At 36.1% G+C, this 21082-nt stretch carries 18 protein-coding genes and 1 pseudogene; 13 read left to right on the top strand and 6 right to left on the bottom strand.

The genetic code is table 11. The annotated features are described in order from the left end of the window. The first annotated feature begins 10 nt into the window (after nt 1-10). The 11 genes and pseudogenes from AC4BB5_RS12085 (at nt 11) to icd (ending at nt 13018) form a co-directional block, all read left to right on the top strand. Nucleotides 11-1126 carry a sodium ion-translocating decarboxylase subunit beta gene (locus tag AC4BB5_RS12085; RefSeq protein WP_490456371.1) on the top strand — a complete coding sequence of 372 codons (1116 nt, stop codon included), beginning with the start codon at nt 11-13 and terminating at the stop codon, nt 1124-1126. Between the two features lie 35 nt (nt 1127-1161). Further along, entirely contained in the window at nt 1162-1287 is a 126-nt protein-coding gene (locus AC4BB5_RS12080) for an OadG-related small transporter subunit (protein ID WP_276204494.1), read from the top strand. 13 nt (nt 1288-1300) lie between these two features. After that, entirely contained in the window at nt 1301-2293 is a 993-nt protein-coding gene (citC, locus tag AC4BB5_RS12075) for a [citrate (pro-3S)-lyase] ligase (protein ID WP_490456370.1), read from the top strand. A gap of 17 nt (nt 2294-2310) precedes the next feature. Further along, entirely contained in the window at nt 2311-2619 is a 309-nt protein-coding gene (gene citD / locus AC4BB5_RS12070) for a citrate lyase acyl carrier protein (RefSeq protein WP_490456369.1), read from the top strand. After that, a complete protein-coding gene (gene citE, locus AC4BB5_RS12065; RefSeq protein ID WP_490456368.1) occupies nt 2607-3494 on the top strand; it encodes a citrate (pro-3S)-lyase subunit beta in 888 nt (295 codons plus the stop codon). The genes citD and citE overlap by 13 nt, the downstream gene beginning before the upstream one ends. A 1-nt stretch (nt 3495) precedes the next feature. Next, nucleotides 3496-5025, top strand: coding sequence for a citrate lyase subunit alpha (gene citF, locus AC4BB5_RS12060; protein ID WP_490456367.1), 1530 nt, complete (start codon nt 3496-3498; stop codon nt 5023-5025). Next, nucleotides 5018-5560: a citrate lyase holo-[acyl-carrier protein] synthase gene (citX, locus tag AC4BB5_RS12055; protein ID WP_490456366.1), complete on the top strand. Its 543-nt coding sequence runs from the start codon at nt 5018-5020 to the stop codon at nt 5558-5560. The genes citF and citX overlap by 8 nt, the downstream gene beginning before the upstream one ends. Then, a pseudogene (locus tag AC4BB5_RS12050) lies at nt 5557-6951 on the top strand (oxaloacetate decarboxylase subunit alpha). Before citX ends, AC4BB5_RS12050 begins: the two are co-directional and overlap by 4 nt. A gap of 558 nt (nt 6952-7509) precedes the next feature. Then, nucleotides 7510-10218 (top strand): aconitate hydratase AcnA, encoded by a 2709-nt coding sequence (gene acnA / locus AC4BB5_RS12045; RefSeq protein WP_490456365.1) that lies wholly within the window; start codon nt 7510-7512, stop codon nt 10216-10218. 380 nt (nt 10219-10598) lie between these two features. Further along, complete coding sequence (locus AC4BB5_RS12040) at nt 10599-11744, top strand: citrate synthase (protein ID WP_490456364.1); 1146 nt, start codon at nt 10599-10601, stop codon at nt 11742-11744. Next, nucleotides 11741-13018, top strand: coding sequence for an NADP-dependent isocitrate dehydrogenase (icd, locus tag AC4BB5_RS12035; RefSeq protein ID WP_490456363.1), 1278 nt, complete (start codon nt 11741-11743; stop codon nt 13016-13018). The genes AC4BB5_RS12040 and icd overlap by 4 nt, the downstream gene beginning before the upstream one ends. A gap of 99 nt (nt 13019-13117) precedes the next feature. Here icd and AC4BB5_RS12030 read toward each other — a convergent pair whose 3' ends face one another. From AC4BB5_RS12030 to AC4BB5_RS12010, 5 genes are all read right to left on the bottom strand, one after another. Beyond that, nucleotides 13118-13318, bottom strand: a complete 201-nt coding sequence (locus tag AC4BB5_RS12030) for a cold-shock protein (RefSeq protein ID WP_010760878.1) — start codon at nt 13316-13318, stop codon at nt 13118-13120. A gap of 468 nt (nt 13319-13786) precedes the next feature. Further along, entirely contained in the window at nt 13787-14917 is a 1131-nt protein-coding gene (locus AC4BB5_RS12025) for a baeRF6 domain-containing protein (protein ID WP_490456362.1), read from the bottom strand. A 370-nt stretch (nt 14918-15287) separates the two neighbouring features. Then, nucleotides 15288-16799 (bottom strand): immunoglobulin-like domain-containing protein, encoded by a 1512-nt coding sequence (locus AC4BB5_RS12020; RefSeq protein ID WP_490456361.1) that lies wholly within the window; start codon nt 16797-16799, stop codon nt 15288-15290. Between the two features lie 155 nt (nt 16800-16954). Then, complete coding sequence (locus AC4BB5_RS12015; RefSeq protein WP_490456360.1) at nt 16955-17632, bottom strand: ImmA/IrrE family metallo-endopeptidase; 678 nt, start codon at nt 17630-17632, stop codon at nt 16955-16957. Nucleotides 17633-17636: 4 nt separating this feature from the next. After that, nucleotides 17637-18014 carry a helix-turn-helix domain-containing protein gene (locus tag AC4BB5_RS12010; protein WP_490456359.1) on the bottom strand — a complete coding sequence of 126 codons (378 nt, stop codon included), beginning with the start codon at nt 18012-18014 and terminating at the stop codon, nt 17637-17639. A gap of 393 nt (nt 18015-18407) precedes the next feature. Here AC4BB5_RS12010 and AC4BB5_RS12005 point away from each other — a divergent pair, with 393 nt between their 5' ends. Together AC4BB5_RS12005 and AC4BB5_RS12000 are read left to right on the top strand one after the other, a co-directional pair. Further along, nucleotides 18408-18830 carry an ArpU family phage packaging/lysis transcriptional regulator gene (locus AC4BB5_RS12005; protein WP_490456358.1) on the top strand — a complete coding sequence of 141 codons (423 nt, stop codon included), beginning with the start codon at nt 18408-18410 and terminating at the stop codon, nt 18828-18830. Nucleotides 18831-19005: 175 nt separating this feature from the next. Beyond that, entirely contained in the window at nt 19006-19395 is a 390-nt protein-coding gene (locus AC4BB5_RS12000) for a phage holin family protein (RefSeq protein WP_490456357.1), read from the top strand. 83 nt (nt 19396-19478) lie between these two features. Here the strand turns inward: AC4BB5_RS12000 and AC4BB5_RS11995 are convergent, their stop codons facing one another. Beyond that, a complete protein-coding gene (locus tag AC4BB5_RS11995; RefSeq protein ID WP_490456356.1) occupies nt 19479-20915 on the bottom strand; it encodes an MFS transporter in 1437 nt (478 codons plus the stop codon). Nucleotides 20916-21082 lie beyond the last annotated feature (167 nt).

Below are 21082 nucleotides of genomic sequence, written 5' to 3'. Positions count from 1 at the left end.
AGTGACATTTGTGGAGACATTAATTGAAGGCGTAGTAGGAATGGGACAAGAACCTGGTCGTATTGTAATGATGCTGATTGGTGCCATTTTGATGTATTTGGGAATCAAAAAAGAGTATGAACCTACTTTACTCGTTCCGATGGGATTAGGAACGATTTTAGTCAATTTTCCCAATTCAGGTGTACTAAGTGCTGGTGGAGAAGCTGGTCCGTTTCAAGTGTTGTTTGATATGGGAATTTCGACAGAGCTATTTCCATTGTTACTATTTATCGGTATTGGCGCTATGATCGATTTCGGACCATTATTGCAAAATCCATTTTTATTATTGTTTGGGGCAGCCGCTCAGTTTGGTATTTTCTTTACGATTATTGCGGCCGTTTTATTGGGCTTTGATTTAAATGATGCAGCTTCTATTGGGATCATTGGAGCAGCAGATGGTCCAACGTCTATCTTTGTTGCAAATACGTTGAATTCGAAATATATGGGTGCAATTATGGTGGCAGCTTATTCTTATATGGCCTTGGTTCCTATTATTCAACCAGTTGCAATCAAAGCTGTTACAACAAAAAAAGAACGGAAAATCCGTATGAACTATCGTGCTGGGGAAGTATCACAAACAGCGAAAATTTTATTCCCTATTGTGATTACGATTGTCGCTGGATTAGTAGCACCCGTTTCGCTTCCCTTAGTTGGGTTTTTAATGTTCGGGAACTTACTACGTGAATGTGGAGTCTTGGATCGTTTATCTGTGACAGCGCAAAATGAGTTAGTAAACCTGATCAGTATCGTACTTGGGTTGGCGATCTCAGTGAAAATGCAGTACGAAGAATTTTTACAAATTGATACCTTAATGGTCATTGGTCTTGGACTAGTTGCCTTTATTATGGATTCTGTTGGTGGTGTCTTATTTGCTAAATTATTGAATCTGTTTAGAAAAGAAAAAATCAACCCAATGATTGGTGCAGCAGGAATTTCAGCGTTCCCAATGTCTAGCCGAGTGATTCAAAAAATGGCAACAGACGAAGATCCACAAAACTTTATATTAATGCATGCAGCAGGTGCAAACGTATCTGGACAGATTGCGTCTGTTATTGCGGGCGGTTTATTATTGGCGTTGCTTGCGTAGAATTTTTATAGGAGAAAAGGAAAGGAGCTTAGCTTATGTCAGCTGATTTACTAAAATCATTGGAACTATTGATTTTTGGGTGGGGTGGCGTGTTTGTTGTTATTTTCGTGATTTACTTTGCGTCTTTCATGTTAAATAAATTATTCCCGCCGAAGAAGTAGGAAGTGATAAACAATGAATGTCAGAAGAATTTGGCTTGATCGAGATCAAGTAGGGAAACAGCAGTGGTCAGATTTTTTGGTTGCCGCTGATCTAATTCCAGATGATCAATTAGACTATACTATTGGTTTCTACGACGAAGAGAAGCTTATTGGAACAGGATCGATTTTTAGAAATATTCTAAAATGTATTGCGGTTGATCCTTCTTATCAAAATGAAAATCTGCTTTCTCAAATTATTCAAGCATTGCGGGAAAGGTTGCAGGAACAAGAGTATCAGCATTATTTTTTGTATACAAAGCCAAAAGTTAGTCGGATGTTTCACTCTTTGGGTTTTACTGAAATTGCGGCAACAACCGAACTGGTTTTTATGGAACAGGGCTTTCCAGATTTTGAAGACTATTTAGCAGAACTCAAAAAACATAAAAGAATGACAAAGAATAATGCAGCAATTGTAATGAATGCCAATCCATTTACGAATGGTCATTTATATTTAGTGACAGAAGCAGCAAAATGTGCGGAAACAGTTTATCTATTTGTTTTGTCTGAGGAAGGTTCGCGGTTTGATGCAAAGACACGATTTGAACTGGTAAAAGCAGGAGTTAGTCATGTATCAAATGTCGTTGTGTTACCAACAAGAGAATATATGGTATCCAGTGCAACCTTTCCCTCTTATTTTTTGAAGGATCAGGCGAAGGCTAATATTGCCCAAGTACAAGCTGTTTTGGATGCCACATTATTTAAACAAAAGATTGCTTCTGCTCTGTCAATTTCAACCAGATTTGTTGGGGAAGAACCCTTTTCACAAGTAACGGAGATTTACAATCAAGCAATGAAAAAGACCTTTGGTTCCGAGCTGAATCTGGTTATTTTACCAAGAAAAAAGAGTGGTGAAGAAGTTATCAGTGCTACCAGAGTGCGAGCTTTAATGGAACAGGAAAACTATGCAGCGATTAAACCTCTTGTTCCGCCAAAAACTTTTGAAGAAATAATCAAACAAAAAAATTAAGTAATGAGGTGTACATTTTGGAAATCAAACAAAACGCATCTGCTGGGACAACTGAATCAAGCGATATTATGATTACTATTGGGAAAAACAGCGGACAAGGAATTTTCATTGAACTGGATAGTAGTGTTGAAAAACAATTTGGACGTCAAATTCGTGAAAAAATACAAGAGACCTTAAATCATTTGTCGGTTATTGACGCGAAGGTTCAAGCGATTGATAAGGGCGCATTGGATTGTACCATTCAAGCTAGAACGATGGCGGCTGTTTATCGCGCTGCTGGTGAAGAAAATGTAGACTGGCAGGTGTTAAATACATGGAACGTTTAAGAAGAACGATGATGTTTGTACCTGGAGCAAATGCTTCAATGCTAAGAGATGCGACTTTATATGGTGCTGATTCGTTGATGTTTGACTTAGAAGATGCTGTTTCTTTAAAGGAAAAAGATAGTGCTCGGTTACTTGTTTATCATGCCTTGAAGACCTTTGATTATTCGAGTGTAGAAACGGTTGTACGAATTAATGGATTATACACTGTAGGCGCTCAAGATGTTGAGGCAATGGTTTTAGCAGGGGTCGATGTGATTCGTTTACCAAAAACAGAGACAGCTCAAGACATTATTGATGTAGCTGCAGTGATTACTGAAATGGAAATAAAATATGGTATCACTGTTGGTACGACTAAAATGATGGCAGCGATCGAATCAGCTGAAGGCGTTTTAAATGCTAGAGAAATCGCACTAGCAAGTGACCGATTGATCGGGATTGCACTTGGTGCAGAAGATTATGTAACAAATATGAAAACACACCGTTATCCAGATGGACAAGAATTATTTTTTGCTCGTAGTTTTATCCTGCATTCGGCTAGAGCAGCTGGAATTGCGGCAATCGATACAGTTTATTCAAACGTCGACAATACAGAAGGGTTCTTAGCTGAAGTTGAATTGATAAAACAATTAGGATTCGATGGTAAATCAGTTATCAATCCTCGTCAAATTCCGTTAGTCAATAGTGTATACGAACCGACTGAAAAAGAAATTCAAAACGCGAAAGAAGTAATTTGGGGAATTCGTGAAGCACAAGCAAAAGGTTTAGGCGTGATTTCGGTGAATGGAAAAATGGTGGATAAACCGATTGTTGAACGAGCGGAGCGAGTAATTGCTCTTGCGATTGCAGCAAAATTAATTTCTGAGGAGGAAGTCTAATATGAAAAATAATGTAGGCAAAGAAATTCCAGATAATTATGCTGAACAATACGGTCTATTTAAAGGTGAGCTAGCAAATATAAACTCTTACAAAGAAGCAAGTCGTACGATCAATCCAGTTAGACCAAGGGATACAAAGCTGTTAGATAGTTTAAGGGAAGCTATTGAAAAGACAGGATTAAAAGACGGCATGACAATTTCTTTCCATCATCATTTCCGTGAAGGTGATTTTGTGATGAACATGGTGTTAGAAGAGATTGCGGCCTTAGGGATCAAAAACCTATCGATTGCACCTAGCTCGATTGCAAATGTTCATGAACCTCTGATTGAACATATCAAAAATGGTGTGGTAACAAATATTACTTCTAGTGGTTTACGTGATAAAGTTGGTGCTGCCATTTCTGAAGGAATCATGGATAATCCAGTTGTAATCCGTTCACATGGGGGGCGTGCTAGAGCCATTGCCACAGGAGATATTCACATCGATGTAGCATTTCTAGGAGCACCGAGTTCAGATGCTTATGGTAATGTAAATGGTACCAAAGGCAAGGCGACGTGCGGTTCTTTAGGTTATGCCATGATCGATGCAAAATATGCAGATCAAGTGGTAATCATTACAGATAGCTTGATGCCTTATCCAAATACACCAATCAGTATTCCGCAAACGGATGTGGACTTTGTAGTAGAAGTCGATGCGATCGGTGATCCTGAGGGAATAGCCAAAGGAGCGACTCGTTTTACTAAAAACCCGAAAGAACTTTTGATTGCAGAATATGCTGCGAAGGTAATCACCCATTCTCCGTATTATAAAAATGGTTTTTCTTTCCAAACAGGAACAGGTGGAGCTGCGTTGGCTGTATCCAGATTCTTGAAAGAAGCAATGGTCAAAGATGGTATCACAGCAAGTTTTGCTCTAGGCGGTATCACCAATGCGATGGTCGAACTATTAGAAGAAGGCTTAGTTGAAAAAATCATCGATGTCCAAGATTTTGATCATCCATCCGCGATTTCTTTAGGTAGCAATGATAATCACTATGAAATCGATGCAAATATGTATGCTTCACCATTAAGTAAAGGCTCTGTGATCAATCAATTAGATACAGCGATTCTATCGGCTCTTGAAGTCGATACGAATTTCAACGTGAATGTTATTACAGGATCAGATGGTGTGATTCGTGGTGCATCTGGGGGACATTCTGATACAAGTGCAGCTTGTAAGATGAGTTTGGTGATTGCGCCATTGATCAGAGGGAGAATTCCAACAATTGTTGAACAAGTCAATACAGTCGTAACACCTGGCAGCAGTATAGATGTTGTGGTGACAGAAGTGGGTATTGCTATCAATCCAGAACGACAAGATCTAGTAGAACATTTTAAAGCACTAGATGTGCCGCAGTTAACGATGAAAGAACTTCAAGAAAAAGCCTACAGTATCGTAGATAGACCAGATGCCATCGAGTATGGCGATAAAGTGGTTGCATTGATCGAATATCGTGATGGTTCAATTATCGATGTGGTCAGAAATGTCTAAGTTTCAGCTAAAAGGAGAAATAATAACTTTAGTGGAAATGCTAAATACTCGAGAAAAACGAGTAGAAATTCAGCAAGAATTTTTACAAAGGTATCCGACATGCACCTTATTAAGCGCTACGATGAATATCCCAGGACCTGTAAAGACCAACGAACAACTAAGACACGTATTTTTAACTGTCATTAAAGAGCTCAACACTCTTTTTCCTCCTAACCAAATAGTTGCTCGTAAACATCGAGCATTGAAAACAGGTTCTGAATATTATCTAGTCCTTGATGAAATACCAAAAAAACTGAAAAAAAAACTAATTGAAGTTGAAGAAACCCACCATTATGGGCGTTTAATGGACTTAGATGTGGTGTATTTAAAAGACCAAGCATTGTATTCAATCAGCCGCACTGAATTAAATCACAAATCTAGAACCTGTTTTATTTGTGAAGATGACGCCAAAATCTGTGGTAGACAAAGACGCCATAGCGTAGAAGAAATGAATCAAACAATCAGTCAACTCATTGAGAAAGGAAAGATGAAATGACAAAAGAAATTCTTTTTACAGAAACTGTCTTACGAGACGGACAACAAAGTCAAATCGCTACACGTATGCCGACAAGTGATATGTTGCCGATCATTCATACATTGGATGAAGCTGGCTATCATGCTTTAGAAATGTATGAATGATCGGCAACATTTGATGCTTGTATTCGTTTTTTGAATGAGGATCCTTGGGAACGTCTAAGAGCCATTCGAAAAGTCGTTAAAAATACAAAGTTACAAATGCTTTTACGCGGACAAAACTTACTTGGTTATAAAAATTATGCTGATGATGTTGTAGAAGCGTTTGTTCAAAAATCAATCGAAAATGGTATCGATATTATTCGGGTCTTTGATGCATTAAATGACACAAGAAATTTGCAAACGTCAATTGAAGCAACAAAAAAATTTGGCGGCCACTGTCAACCAGCAATTTCCTATACGACTAGTGATTTTCATACGATTGATTATTTTGTAGGATTGACTGTAGAACTAGAAAAAATGGGTGCTGACTCAGTCTGTATTAAAGATATGGCAGGTATTCTGACACCAGATGATGCGTATCGTTTAGTCACAGAAATCAAAAGTAAAATCAATGTTCCTTTAGAAGTCCATACACATGCAACAAGCGGTATTTCTGAAATGACCTATTTAAAGGCAGTGGAGGCAGGCGCTGATATTATCGATACAGCAATTTCCTCCTTCTCTGGTGGAACGAGCCAACCAGCAACAGAATCAATGGCGTTAGCATTAGAGAATTTAGGCTACAATACGCATTTAGATATGAAGAAAGTAGCAGAAGCAGCCGACTATTTTAATCCAATCCGTGATAAATTTAGAGAAGAAGGCATATTGAATCCTAAAGTAAAAGATACAGAACCAAAAACATTGATTTACAAAGTACCTGGCGGGATGTTATCAAACCTATTAAGCCAGTTGACAGAACAAGGTCTAGCAGATAAATATGAAGAAGTCCTAAGAGAAGTACCCAAGGTTCGTGCAGATCTAGGTTATCCGCCATTAGTAACACCGCTATCCCAAATGGTAGGGACCCAAGCTGTAATGAATGTCATCAGTGGAGAGCGTTATAAAATGGTGCCAAAAGAAATAAAAGACTATGTCAAAGGATTATATGGAAAACCTCCAGTTGGGATTTCAGAAGAAATGACGAAATTAATTATTGGTGAAGAAGAAGTCATTACAGTGAGACCAGCGGATTTGCTACATCCAGAACTTCAAGAATACAAAAAAGGAATTGGAGAATATGCCAAATCAACAGAAGATGTGTTGATGTATGCATTGTTCCCAAAACAAGGAAAAGACTTCTTAGGTAGAAGAGAAGATCGATTTTATGATATTCCTGTTCAAGAGATAAAAGTTACGTTAGATATATAGATAAAAGGGTTGCAAAGTCAGAAGATTTTGCAACCCTTTTATAGCGTTTTTAAAGAATTTCATAATAGAAATAAAAAATTTTAGTCTTACATGAAAGCGATAAAAATCATGAGAAATAGATGAAATATAACTCAGTAAATGTCAGTTGTTTTAGGGTGCTTTTTAGTTTTTTTATTATGGGTTTTAAATTAAAAAATAATGTGTTTAATATGTCAATTAGCTAATTTTATCCAAGTGTAAGCTATATTAAGTTTGATTATTTCTTTATATATAAGGGATTTAAAATGTGACATAGATGTAACGTAAATGTGTTAGTTAATGTAACTTTTCTCATCGTTATAAAGGTTTACATTTATTTATAATGCCGTTATAATGGCTAAAATCAAGTCATATTATAAAGGAGTACTTTACACTGTACATAGATGTGAATTGAATTATTTAGTATATGTGGGCTAGATGGCTAAAATGAATGAGGTAAAAATCCTCTCGTTCATTTTTCCTATTTTTTATTCGAAGTAGAACAAGCTTACAACGCCTTTAAAATTAGGAGGGATGTTTTTGATTACTAATAAGCAATCGGCAGAAACTTTTTTTGAAATGAAGAATCAGAAGTATCAGTATTATTCATTAGCTTCATTAGAAACGGAGCAACATCAGTTTGTTTCTACGCTACCGTTTAGTATTCGCGTATTATTGGAGTCTTTATTACGTCAGGAAAATGGCCTCGGTATTACCCAAGAACATATTGAAAATTTAGCTAAATGGTCATCAACTCATACGAATAAAGGAGAAGTTCCATTTAAACCAGCTCGAGTGATTCTTCAAGATTTTACTGGTGTTCCAGCGGTTGTTGATTTAGCCTCTTTACGAAAAACAATTGCTGACTTTGGCGGTGATCCAACTAAAATCAATCCAGAAGTTCCAGTAGATTTAGTGGTCGATCACTCTGTCCAAGTCGATGTTGCTGGAGTGAAACAAGCACTTCAGTTAAATATGAAAATGGAGTTTCAACGAAATCAAGAACGTTACCGATTTTTAAGTTGGGCACAAAAAGTTTTTGATAATTATCGTGTTGTACCTCCTGCAACTGGAATCGTCCACCAAGTAAATATTGAATATCTAGCAACGGTCGTAACACAAAAACAACTGGAAGATGATACGATCCTTCTTTATCCGGATACCTTGGTTGGAACAGATTCACATACAACCATGGTCAATGCATTAGGTGTTTTAGGTTGGGGAGTTGGCGGAATCGAGGCCGAAGCAAGTATGTTGGGAGAGCCATCTTATTTTCCTATTCCAGAAGTCGTCGGGGTTCGCTTTGTCAATGAATTGTCTCAAGGAGCCACAGCCACAGATTTGGCTCTAAAAGTTACCCAAGTATTGAGAGAACAAAAAGTTGTAGGGAAATTTGTTGAATTTTTTGGTGCAGGTTTAGTTAGTTTAAGCTTGGCAGATAGAGCAACTGTTGCAAATATGGCCCCTGAATATGGCGCCACGTGTGGATTTTTCCCTGTAGATGATGAAACGATTCGTTATTTGCGATTAACAGGAAGAAAAGAGCAAACAGTAGCAGTTGCAGAGCGCTACCTAAAAGAAAACCAATTATTCTATAATCCAGTAAATGACCAAGAACCTCATTATACAAGCGTAATTGAAATCGATTTAAGTAAAATCGAAGCTAACTTAGCAGGACCAAAGCGACCGCAAGATCTGGTTCCATTATCAGAAATGAAAACAGCTTTTGAACAAGCGGTAAAAGCCCCAGTTGGTTTACAAGGCTTTGGACTTTCAGAGAAACAACAGACAAAAAGTGTTACATTAGATTTGGAAGGGGTGCAGCATCAATTGAAACCAGGAGCAGTGGCTATTGCTGCAATCACTTCATGTACGAATACATCTAATCCATTTGTGATGTTAAGTGCAGGATTGGTAGCTAAAAAAGCTGCACTACTTGGTTTAAATGTACCCAATTATGTGAAGACATCATTAGCACCAGGATCAAAAGTTGTTACAGCTTATTTAGAAAAAGCAGGCCTACTGCCGTATCTAGAGCAATTGGGTTTCCATCTTGTTGGGTATGGTTGTACAACTTGTATTGGAAATTCTGGAGCATTGAAGCCTGAAGTTGAAGAAGTAATTAAAGATAATGACCTATTAACTGCGGGTGTACTTAGCGGAAATCGTAACTTTGAAGGGCGTATCCATCCTTTAGTTAAAGCCAATTATTTAGCTTCACCGCCGCTAGTTGTTTTGTACGCATTAGCTGGAACGGTTGATATCGATGTGTTTAATGAACCGATTGGAATCGGTGAAAATGATATTCCGATTTATTTTAATGACTTATGGCCTTCTAGAGATGAAATTCAAGTGTTGATTGATGAATGTGTTACCCCAGAACTTTACCAACAAGAATATGAACGAGTATTTAGTGATAATGAAGAATGGAATCGTATCGAAACGAACGCTGATCCCTTATACGGATGGGAAGAAGAATCAACGTATATTGCTAATCCTCCTTATTTTACAGGAATGACAAGAGAAAGAACCGCAAGAGAACCATTGAAGCAGTTAGCTGTATTGGCAAAATTCGGTGATTCAATTACAACGGACCACATCTCGCCAGCAGGAAGTATACAAAAAAATAGCCCAGCAGGTCAGTATTTAGTCGATCATGGTGTGTCTGTTCGTGAATTCAACTCCTATGGTGCCAGACGTGGACATCATGAAGTGATGATGAGAGGTACTTTAGCCAATATTCGCATTCGTAATCAATTAGTTCCTGATGTTGAAGGGGGCTATACTATTTTTGCACCTACGCAAGAAAAAATGGCTATCTATGATGCTGCAATGAATTACAAGAAACAAGGGACAAAATTAGTGATTTTAGCAGGCGATGATTACGGAATGGGTTCATCAAGAGACTGGGCTGCTAAAGGAGTGCAATTACTTGGTGTAGAGGCTGTGATCGCCAAAAGTTATGAACGAATCCATCGCTCGAATTTAGTGATGATGGGTGTCTTGCCATTACAATTTAAAGCAGGTGAAGATGCAGATAGCTTAGGTTTAACAGGAACTGAGCTGTTTGATATTGATATTGATGAAACAAAAGGGATTTTAGATACTGTAAAAATCACAGCAAGCAAACTAAATGGAGAGGTAATCGAGTTTGAGACAATTCTTCGTTTTGATTCAGCAGTTGACATCACCTATTATCAGCATGGCGGAATTTTGCCAATGGTGATTCGGAAAAAACTGCAAGATTAATTTGGGTTACGCAAAAAATATGAGATAAAACGACATGAAGGTTGTTATTATAATCTCTTTAAATACGTGGGTTAGTACTATGCTGTGCATGAATCTTTTTATTTTCTAAGCATTAAAATTCTGAAGAGTGCTACGAATCATTATAAATAAAATGAATTAATGTAACGTAGTTCGTGCTTAAATGTTGGGCTTAGGAAAAAGGCTAAAGACAGACAGAGTTAAACCAACCCAGTACGTTGTTTACTATTATCTAGCTGCATAGACTAACTTCGTGAAAAAAGACAAAATATGATTGAGGCAAAGAATACCTCAGTCATATTTTCCCATTTTCAGTCGATTGGCCTAGCCTATTATGCTTTTTAAATTAAGGAGGAACTTGGATGGAGATTCATAAAGGCTTAGAAGGAGTCGTTGTTTCTGAAACAAAAATTAGTTCAATCGTAGAAAATCAGCTCTTGTTTGCAGGATTTAATATTGATGATCTAGTCGCTGAAAATGTTCAATTTGAAGAAGTTATTTATCTACTCTGGTATCTAAAAATCCCGACAAATCAAGAATTACAGCAATTTAAACAAGATCTATCCGTACAAATGCCAATATCTGATACGATCATTACTTGCTTAAAGATTCAAACACGGCAAAATCTTCATCCGATGAGTGTTTTGCGTTCAACGATTTCATTGTTAGGTGTGTTTGATCCAAATGCGGAAGCAACGGATGATACTTCAGCGTATCAGCAAAGTATTGCTTTACAGGCAAAAATGCCAACAATCATTGCCGCTTATGCTCGCTTGAGAAAAGGATTAGATCCAATCCCTCCTAGAAGTGACTTATCATTCGCAGCAAATTTTCTCTATATGTTGACAGGTAGCGAAGCGAATCAAGTACAAGTAACTGCAATGAACCAGGCCTTGGTTTTGCACGCAGATCATGACTTAAATGCAAGTACATTCACAGCGAGAGTTTGTGCATCCACATTGTCAGATGTCTATTCTTGTATAACGGCCGCAATCGGTTCACTAAAAGGACCACTTCATGGTGGAGCTAACGAAAAGGTCTTTGATATGTTAAAAGAAATAGATTCAGATAATCTAAATGTAGAAGATTATTTAAATCAAAAACTGGATCGTAAAGAAAAAGTCATGGGCTTTGGTCATCGGGTATACAAAACCGAAGATCCAAGAAAAAAACACCTGAAAAAATTAGCAAAAGAGTTAACAGCGATTACGCAAAAAGAGCAGTGGTACTTTTTATCTTGCCAAGTTGAACATTATTTAAAAGAGACAAAGGGGTTGATTCCTAATGTCGATTTTTATTCTGCTACTGTTTATCACTGTCTAGACATCGATAGTGATCTGTTTACCTTGATTTTTGCGATGAGTCGCGTTTCTGGCTGGTTAGGGCACATTGAAGAGCAGAAGAAAGAGGACTGTTTGATTCGGCCACGCTCTCATTATATAGGTCCTAAGCTTTTAAAATATAATGAAGTGAGCACTACATTACACTCTGGAGGAATGGAAGCATGATAAATGGGGAGAAAGTTGTTTTTGAATCTGGTAAATTAGTCGTACCGGATTGTCCAATTATTCCTTTTATAGAAGGAGACGGAATTGGTCCGGAGATTTGGTTGGCCGCTAAAAATGTTTTTGACTCAGCTGTAGAAAAAGCCTATAACGGGACACGGAAAGTTATCTGGCAAGAAGTTTTAGCTGGTGAAAAAGCATTCAATAGAACAGGAAATTGGTTACCTAACGAAACATTAGAAACGATTAAAAACCATTTGATAGCAATCAAAGGACCTTTGACAACACCGATAGGTGGAGGCTTCCGTTCACTAAATGTGGCATTGAGGCAAGAATTAGATTTATATATTTGTTATCGACCAGTTCGCTATTTTGAAGGTGTGCCATCGCCGTTAAAACATCCGGAAAAGACAGATATGATGATTTTCAGAGAAAATACGGAAGATATTTATGCTGGGATTGAATTTCCAGCCGAAAGTCCAGAAGCAGAAAAATTGATTACGTATTTAAAAACGGAATTTGGTGTTAATAAGATTCGTTTTCCAGAATCATCGGCAATTGGGATCAAACCTGTTTCTAAAGAAGGTACAGAGCGGTTGGTTCGTGGAGCAATCGAACATGCACTGAAGAATAATCGCAAATCAGTAACCTTAGTTCATAAAGGGAATATCATGAAGTTCACAGAAGGCGGGTTTAAAAATTGGGGTTATGCATTAGCTGAAAGAGAATTTGGAAACAAGGTTTTCACTTGGGAAAAATACTTGGAGATCAAAACTATGGCAGGAAAGTCAGTAGCTGATCAACAACTGAAAGATGCTGAAAAAGCTGGAAAATTGATCATAAAAGACCGGATTGCTGACATTTTCTTACAGGATATTCTACTCCATCCTGAAAATTATGATGTGATTGCAACGTTGAATTTGAATGGTGATTATATTTCAGATGCATTAGCTGCTCAAGTTGGTGGTATCGGAATTGCACCAGGAGCCAATTTAAACTTGGAAACAGGTCATGGCATTTTTGAGGCAACTCACGGAACAGCGCCAGAATTTGCTGGATTGAATCAGTTGAATCCATCTTCTTTACTACTATCTGGTGTATTAATGTTTGATTACTTAGGCTGGGATGAGACTAGTCGCTTGATTACAAACAGTATTGAAGAAGCTTTAGTGAATAAAACAGTAACAAAAGATTTTGCAGATCAAATGCAAGGCGCGACTTTATTAAGTTGTTCTGATTTTGGGGAAGAATTGGTGCGCTTAATTAAAGAAAAATAAAAATGAAGTTCAGAATATGTGTATTCTGAACTTCATTTTTTGATATAAAAAAACCTGACGAATGTTCGCCAGGTTTTGAATTTACTAAAGTTAAATTAATTATGCTTTGTTAACGTTAGTAGCTTGAGGACCACGTTGGCCTTCTTCAACGTCGAAAGTCACTGCTTGACCTTCTTCTAAAGTTTTGAATCCGTCGCCTTGGATAGCTGAGAAATGTACGAATACATCGTTACCGTTTTCTGCAGTGATAAATCCAAAACCTTTGTCTGAGTTAAACCATTTTACTGTACCTGTTTCCATAATAAAAATCCTCCTTGTGATATACACATATTTTGCAATTACTTGAAAGGTGAAAATGTGGAAGATGTTTATTTGAAACAGCTACACATATATTACCGAACAAAAACTACACTCTTAATATAGCATATTTAGCACCAGTTGGCTAGTGATATCTCTCTTAAAAATAAAAATTTGTTAAGAAATGAGGATTAATTGTCAAAAAAAATTTATTTCTGTTATAGTATAGGAGTATTGAGCGTTAAATATGAAAGTAATGATAGATTTATATCGTAGAAATCTATTCCGAAGGCGCAGCCTTGGAGCTGCATAGATTTGAAAGTAGGAAGGGTTCAGATTGTTTAGATGAGAATAAGGTTATCCTTACTAATAGATAGTTTTTACATGGTTTTATAACTAAAAAAATATTTAATCAACTTAATTAAAGAGCCACTCAACCTATGTGTTGAGTGGCTCTTGTCCAATAAAGGATCAATATCGTAGAATAGCTAATAGTGTTTTTTCGTCAGGAGCAGCTTTTTGATCTAATACAAATACTTTTCCACCTGTTCTAAGAACATTATCTGTGATTTTATTCAACACTTTGCGTCGGTCAAATTCTTCTGTTGACATCTCGGTTGTTTCATTAACAAAATTAGCAGTAGAGATAAAGAAATGAGATACTTTTCCCTCATCGGAAGCAGGGACGATATCAACAAGTTGATCAACAAATTTTTTGTCTAGTAACTGATTATACTTGGCTGTTTCAAGGGACTCTAATTCTTGATTAATTTTATGTGCACCTTTTTCAATATCTTGAAAAGAAACTTGCGCAGGAGAAAGAGTGATAGAAGCATCCGTTGCTAGATAAGGATTTTTCGCAATTTTTTTAAATAATGTTTGATTCTCTGGTAAAGCATATAAGCGAATTGGTAAGTTATCAGAGTTTACAAATGTATCTTTTAAGTAATTATCGATTGCTTGATAATAATTGGTCCAATCAATTTTCACTTCTTCATCTTTTGTATTGACACCGTGATAGGCAACGCCTTCTTTGGAAGAGCCGTTATAGCCTGTTCCACCTTGGATGGAGTAGTTCATGCTACCGCCAGTTAGTTCATCACCTAGAGCTCCAACTAGATCAGTCGGCGCCTCATCAGGTAACTCAACAACTTTAACTTGATTATTTTCAACCAGATAAAGTTGCATAGCATCACGGTTTAAAGCCATTAAATAATAGCGGTAGTTAAATTGATTATTTTTAATGATACCAAGGAGATAGGGACGATCATCAACGTAGTATTGATTGTCAACAGGCACATGTAAGCGGTGAATGAAAATGTCCTTCTCACTAATAATAATCGAGACACTTTTAGTAGCATTTCGCCAAAATGATGCATCAGCAAGTAAAGCATCGATCTTTTCTTGAAATGGGAGCCAAGAGAGTTCAGTATATTTTTTCTCGAAGCGCACTTTTGCAGCTTTGGCAAAATTTTTAAGTGCTAAAGAATCTTTTTCGACATCTTGATGAGCGACATGAGTATTTAGAATAAATGTTACAAAGGGACCTTGAACTTCGTCAGAGAATAGAACAGATAAATTGTCTTTTTCTTGATCTAACATAATACATTCCTCCTATAATGAAACATTTCATTGCTACTATTAAAAGTGTAGCACAGGCATAAAAATGTTGGAACTAATAAGGTTTGGAAAAAGACTATCTAAAGGGAAACGTAAAAAATAGTTCTATGAGTAATTCCTCATGATTTTTTTATGAAATACAAAATAGCTGTTCATTTTTATTTTAAATAGAGATGCTAATATGTCTTCATGCCAATTATCCCGAATTGGTTTTTCATACTTACTCCTACCAAGAGTAAATAACAACCTTCATTTCCACCACAGACGACGGTCGTGGTGGTTTTTTTGTTATTGGAATAGCTAAAATAACCGCTACTTAATAAAATCATAAAAGTAGCGGTTAAACGTATAGTTAGTATTTTACATTATAGTTGGTTTTTTTATGACCAAAAATTAGCTTATTTTGATTATCAGTTTGAGTCAGATTACTTGTATCCTTAAAGGCATGCACGATTGGTTTGTAATTCGTTACATTTGAATCTGAGCTTCCAAAAGCTATAACTGAAATGTCATTCGTTTTATTTAATGGTGTTTTAAGCCAGCCACTCAAGAAAGTACCTCCAAATGAACTATTGATACCTAAATCCTCCTGAAATGAGAGCTTAAATCCTTTATATTCAGTTCCATCAATGGTTCTATTTTCTAGATCAGTGTAGACAATCTTAGCTGGATCTAACTCTGTGACTGAAACAAGAGGAGCCCAATCACTACCATTTCCTATCGTAAAAGCAGCAATTTCCATATCCCTTTGATAATAGAAATAAAACTCAGGCTTGATCCATGAAGCTGTTGGGATTGTTTCCAAGCCTAAACCAAATTCATCAGGAAAGCCATAATTTCTAAAGGAAGTTTGAAAACCAACATTTTCACCTGGAAGTGCATCAAGTTTATCAGAATACTGGCCAATAAAAGGTCTTGAGAAGCCTGTAGGATTAACTGTTAAAGTAAAGCGACCAATTTCAGCTTCATCGTTGTTTAAGACCGCAATTTTTACGTCATCATCTAAAGCGCGGATGGATCGAGCAGGAAGTTTGAAAAAGCCGTCAGCATTCAAATTAGTGGGTTTTCCTTGACGTTTGTTATTTACATATAACAAGACTTTTGCAGCACCTTCACCAGTTACAGTACCTTCGACAAATGTGTCACCTAGTGTGAAATAGTTTAGAGCCATAATTAATTTAACTGGATTAACACTAACAGGGGTGTGTTTGACATCATTTCCATTGATGTCATAACCAATTACTTCCACAATATCGTCTAAGAATCGAATTGCTTGATGTGCATTTAAAGTAAATTGATCATCAAAAGCGACTTCCTGTTGGTCAACTATTTTACCATTTACAGCCAATTCCACTTCAAAAATATCAGGGTCAGCTATACCAGTAACACTTTGATCTTTAAACAGTGTAAATTCATTAGCAATCAAAGTGTAAGCACCATCTTGAAGAATCACTTCAGACGTATCAAGTGCTTCTTTGGATTTGGATAGACCAACAATTTTTACTTTGTCTTCTAAAGAGTGGATACTGCCTTTGATTGGAACTTCAAAGAAAAAATTTCCACCATTCGGAACATTGTCAATAACCGGGGATTCACAGATCAAGATATCGTTGACCCAAAGCTGAACAAAATAAATACCAGCAGTTCTGTCTACTGTACCAGAAATATAATCATCTTGCTTTTCACCCACATTAACCGCAACACTTGTGATACCTTTACCATGATTTTTGAACAATGAGGCATCAGTTATAGCTGTTGCCTCGGTTTTTAAAGTGGTAACGCCAGTGGAGATTGGTACTATAACACCGCCCATACCAAGACAAAATATTGTCCCCATCATCACCATCATTTTTTTACTTTTCATATTTTCCTCCTTTTTATAAAAAAGATATAAAATTATTTTAACATAAAAAATACTATTCGTTACAAAAGAATAGTATTTTTATTAAATATTTTTAAGGAATTAATGAAATAAGAATGTATTAGTTAACTGAAGTAGGGGATACAATAGATGGGAAGTCACAATGCCTCAATAAACCTATTTGTTCGAAACAACCGTGCTTCCAAATTTGTCCCCAGTTCAACTGCTGCAGGGCGACCTTTTCCACTAAATTTATACCGAATAGCATCCGCGTTTGTTTTAGCAGCGATATAAGAAACACCAAAATTAGCCTGCATTGTATGAATCAAACGAACATAAAGAGCACTTTCGGATATACCAAAATGATTCGATAGTTGAGACAAATTCCAGCCTTCTTTCAAAAAGCGGAAGAATACAACATCAGGTACAAGAATCGCAGAAGCCCCAATATTTGCTTGAAACTCATGAAGTACTTCGTTATAAGAATAGTGCAGACTACGCTCTGTATCAGTAAAAATTGTATCATTTTCAGTCATATGAAATAAATAATGCGTAATCTCATGACTGATCGTAAAATTCTTTCTTTTTTCACCCATGTTTTGATTATAGCCAATTGTTGTCTCTAAAGAGTCTTTAACGATCATACCAGAAATACGATCTTTTGCGACGCCATCAAATGGAAAACCGCGCATTGAAACTCCCTTAGATTTTACGAAATCCCAAAGATAGGAACAATCGTAATTTTCATAACCGATATTATTTGCGACCATCAAAGCCGAGATATAATCGTTTATTTTATCTGAAAAACTAAGATATTCATCAATTTGCTCTGTCATCCAATCACGCCTTGTCGTCTTGTTTTAGTTCTCGTTCTCGCTCGATTTCTGATCGCCTAAAACGTAGAAATCGATTCACTTCATCTTTCAATTCATCTACTTCATTTTCAGATAACCCTTCGGTATTCATCCGAAACATGATTTGAGAAGAAAGATGTTCTTCTTGATCTGCTTCCTTAATAGAAGGGATTTCAGATCTTCCTAATAAGTAGTCCGTAGATACATCAAAATAATCCGCAACTTTTTGGATATTTTCTATTTTAGGAGAAGAGGTATCCCAGCGACGGATTTGTCCGTTAGAAATGCCTGTATTTCGTTCGATTTCAGCAAAAGTAACTTTCTTCTTATCTGCAAGTTCTTTGATTCTGTAAGTTAAACTCATGTTTTTCAACCTTTCATAAGCTTAAATGAAAAAAATATTAGCTTTTAAGCTATTTTTAATTGACAATTAGCTTTTAAACTATTATAATATTCTTGTAAGCTAATTTATCAGTAAATAGTTAGGCAAGCCATTCTAGCAGTCCTTTTCTAAAATAAGAAAGCGGCGGAATTAGAATAGAGCTTATTTAACTATACTTATATAATAGCGTAAATGCTAATTTTAGTCAACGGTTTTATCGCATATTAGCTAATTAACTAAAATGAAGAGGGAGTTGAAATTGAAATCAGCTGTAAAAAAGAAATACCTGCACTATTTTTTTATTAAGAAAGCAAATCAAAGCTAAATAATGATAAGTCGCATAAAGCGTAATTACTAAATAAAAGGAGAGGATAAATGATGTTACTATTTCCCGAAATTGATCGAAAAAAAACAAAGAAAAAGGTTCATAATTTATTAGGTAAATATCGAACTTTAGTGCGAATTGCTGGAGAGAAACATTCGCCAAAGATAACGACTGCCTACACATTTGAAATGAGAAAAACAGATGGAGAATTCTCACAAAAAAGTGAACAGCCAGTCGATCGGAAATACCTCGCTGAAGTCGAATTAGTAAAAATAACAGAAGCGATGAATCAATTGGATGAATATGACAGAGAGCTATTATACGATAAATATATGGATCGCAATTTTACTACAAATATCGCAATCTACATGAAGCATCACATGAGTGAAAGTAAATTTTATCGTGAATTGGATAAAGCGATGATTCGATTTGCTGAGTCTTATGAGAGTGGGAAACTATTGATGGAAAAATGACATTATAATGGGAGGAATACGCCAGTTTCTTTAGTGACAAATCAAGTAAACTATAGTCATTCCGCTAGTTAAAAAGTGTTCATAATAAGATGAGTTTAGACAGTTAGTTTGAACTAGCCGGATTGATTTAGTGAACAATAATCAGTTGAAGTAAATAATGAAAAAGGTGGTAATTATGAAGATGTTCGAGTTTTTAAATCGTTTCTTAGTGGATGCAGATCACAAAGCAATTTATGTTCTAACCTTGATTTGTGTGGCAATGATCATTGATTTTTTAAGCGGCAGTCTAGCTGCAAAAATTAATCCATCCATTAACTTTTTAAGTAAAGTAGGAATCAATGGGATTTTACGAAAAGTAGCGAGTATGGTGTTGCTCATGTTTTTTATTCCCTTAGCTCCTTTGATTCCAGGAGGCGCTGGTGTAGGGCTGATTTACGTCTTGTATGTAGGCTATTTATTGATGGAATTAAAGTCGATTCTTGAAAATTATAAGAAAATGGGAATCGGAACGGAATTGTTCGAAAATTTTATCAAGAATATCAAAAACGGTAAAGAAGATGAGTAACAAGAAGAAATTCTGGTGTTTCTCTAAGGAAAAAAATGAAACTGAAGGCAGATTTAACTGCTGCAGTTTCATTTTTTTGTTTACTATTGTTTTCTAGCTTTTAATGAACGAAACAAAGTCAGACCTAAAGCAGTTAAACATAAAATAAAAGAGCCTAAGAAAGTGATTCTCATTCCAAAAATAAAGATATCTGGTCGCTCGCTTATAAAGGTCGTTACACGTTGACCATAAACAGCACTCATAGCGTTATACAAAATCGTTGTAGCCAAAGCAATTCCTAAAACCATTCCTAAATTACGAGCAAAAGAGTTCATACTTCCAGCTACACCCAAATCTTCTTTGGAAACACTACTCATAACAGTCGTATTATTAGGTGATTGAAAAAGCGCATTACCTAATCCCATGATGCCCGTCGCCAAAATATAATACCAAAGTGGGGTTGTTTGGTTTAAAAACATATACATCAATGAAGTGATCGACAACAAAATCAATCCAGAAAAAGTTAACAGTTTAGTCCCAATTTTATCTGTTAGGAATCCACTAATAGGTGAACCAACGACCATCAATAGTGGAAAGACCATCATTAACAATCCAGCTTTACTGGCTGGTAATCCGCGTGAATTTTGTAAATAAAATGGGATCACAACATTAACAAAAAAATTAGAGGCGAAGATTAAAACCGCGGTTATTAAGCTCATCGTAAAAATTTTGTTTTTGAAAATCGAAAAAGTAATCAGTGGTTGACGAACACGTTTTTCTACTCTAATAAAAATAATAAATGAAAGAAGTGCAAAAGCAAATAATACCAGCGACACAGGTGCATTAAAACCAATTTCTTGTCCAATAAAAATGCCGCCAAAAAACGTCATAATAAATACTGCAAATAAACTAAAACCGAGCATATCGACTTTTTTACCACTTTTGATAATATCTTTAGGTAAAAATTTTTCACCAATCAAAATTGTGATGATTCCAACCGGAACATTGATCCAAAAAATATAGGGCCATGAAAATTGCGAAAGAATCAACCCGCCAATTCCAGGACCTGCAATTGAACCTAGAGAAACGAAAGCCCCAATTGAACCCAATGCGCGTCCACGTTCCTTAAACGGAAAAACTTCAGTGATGATTCCAGAGTTTGTTGCCATTGTCATACTGGAACCAATCCCTTGCACGATACGTGCAAATAGCAAAAATGCTAATGATTGATTAAATCCACACAATAATGAGCCAATTGTAAAGATAACTGTTCCAATGCGATAGACTTTGATTTTGCCAAAGCTATCGCCGATTTTGCCAAAAAGTAATAAACAAGCACAAACGATCATTAAATAAATCGAAACGATCCATTCAGACTGATTCATCGGCACATTCATATCTTTGGAAATTGTTGGTAATGCTATATTGACGATACTGGCATCTAATGTAGACATAAACGTAAACATGGCCACAGAAACCAAAATCCACCAGCGATTTTTTTGTACTTCGGTATTTTCTTGAAAACTATTTACTGATTCCATCTATCCATCTCCTTAAAAAGTATAAACAATCCGTTCTTATCATACTCCTTTTTTTGAGAAAATGTCAGTGAAAAAATAATGAAAATAATTGGAAAGTACTTATTTTTGTCTAGGTAAAGCATTAAATAGGTTTGTTTACAGCACTTTTTTTAAACAAATTTAAACTG

Source organism: Enterococcus sp. AMC1252 (assembly GCF_058216515.1).
The sequence above is the reverse complement of the archived record's forward strand: the minus strand, read 5'-3'. Positions and strand labels throughout refer to the sequence as shown.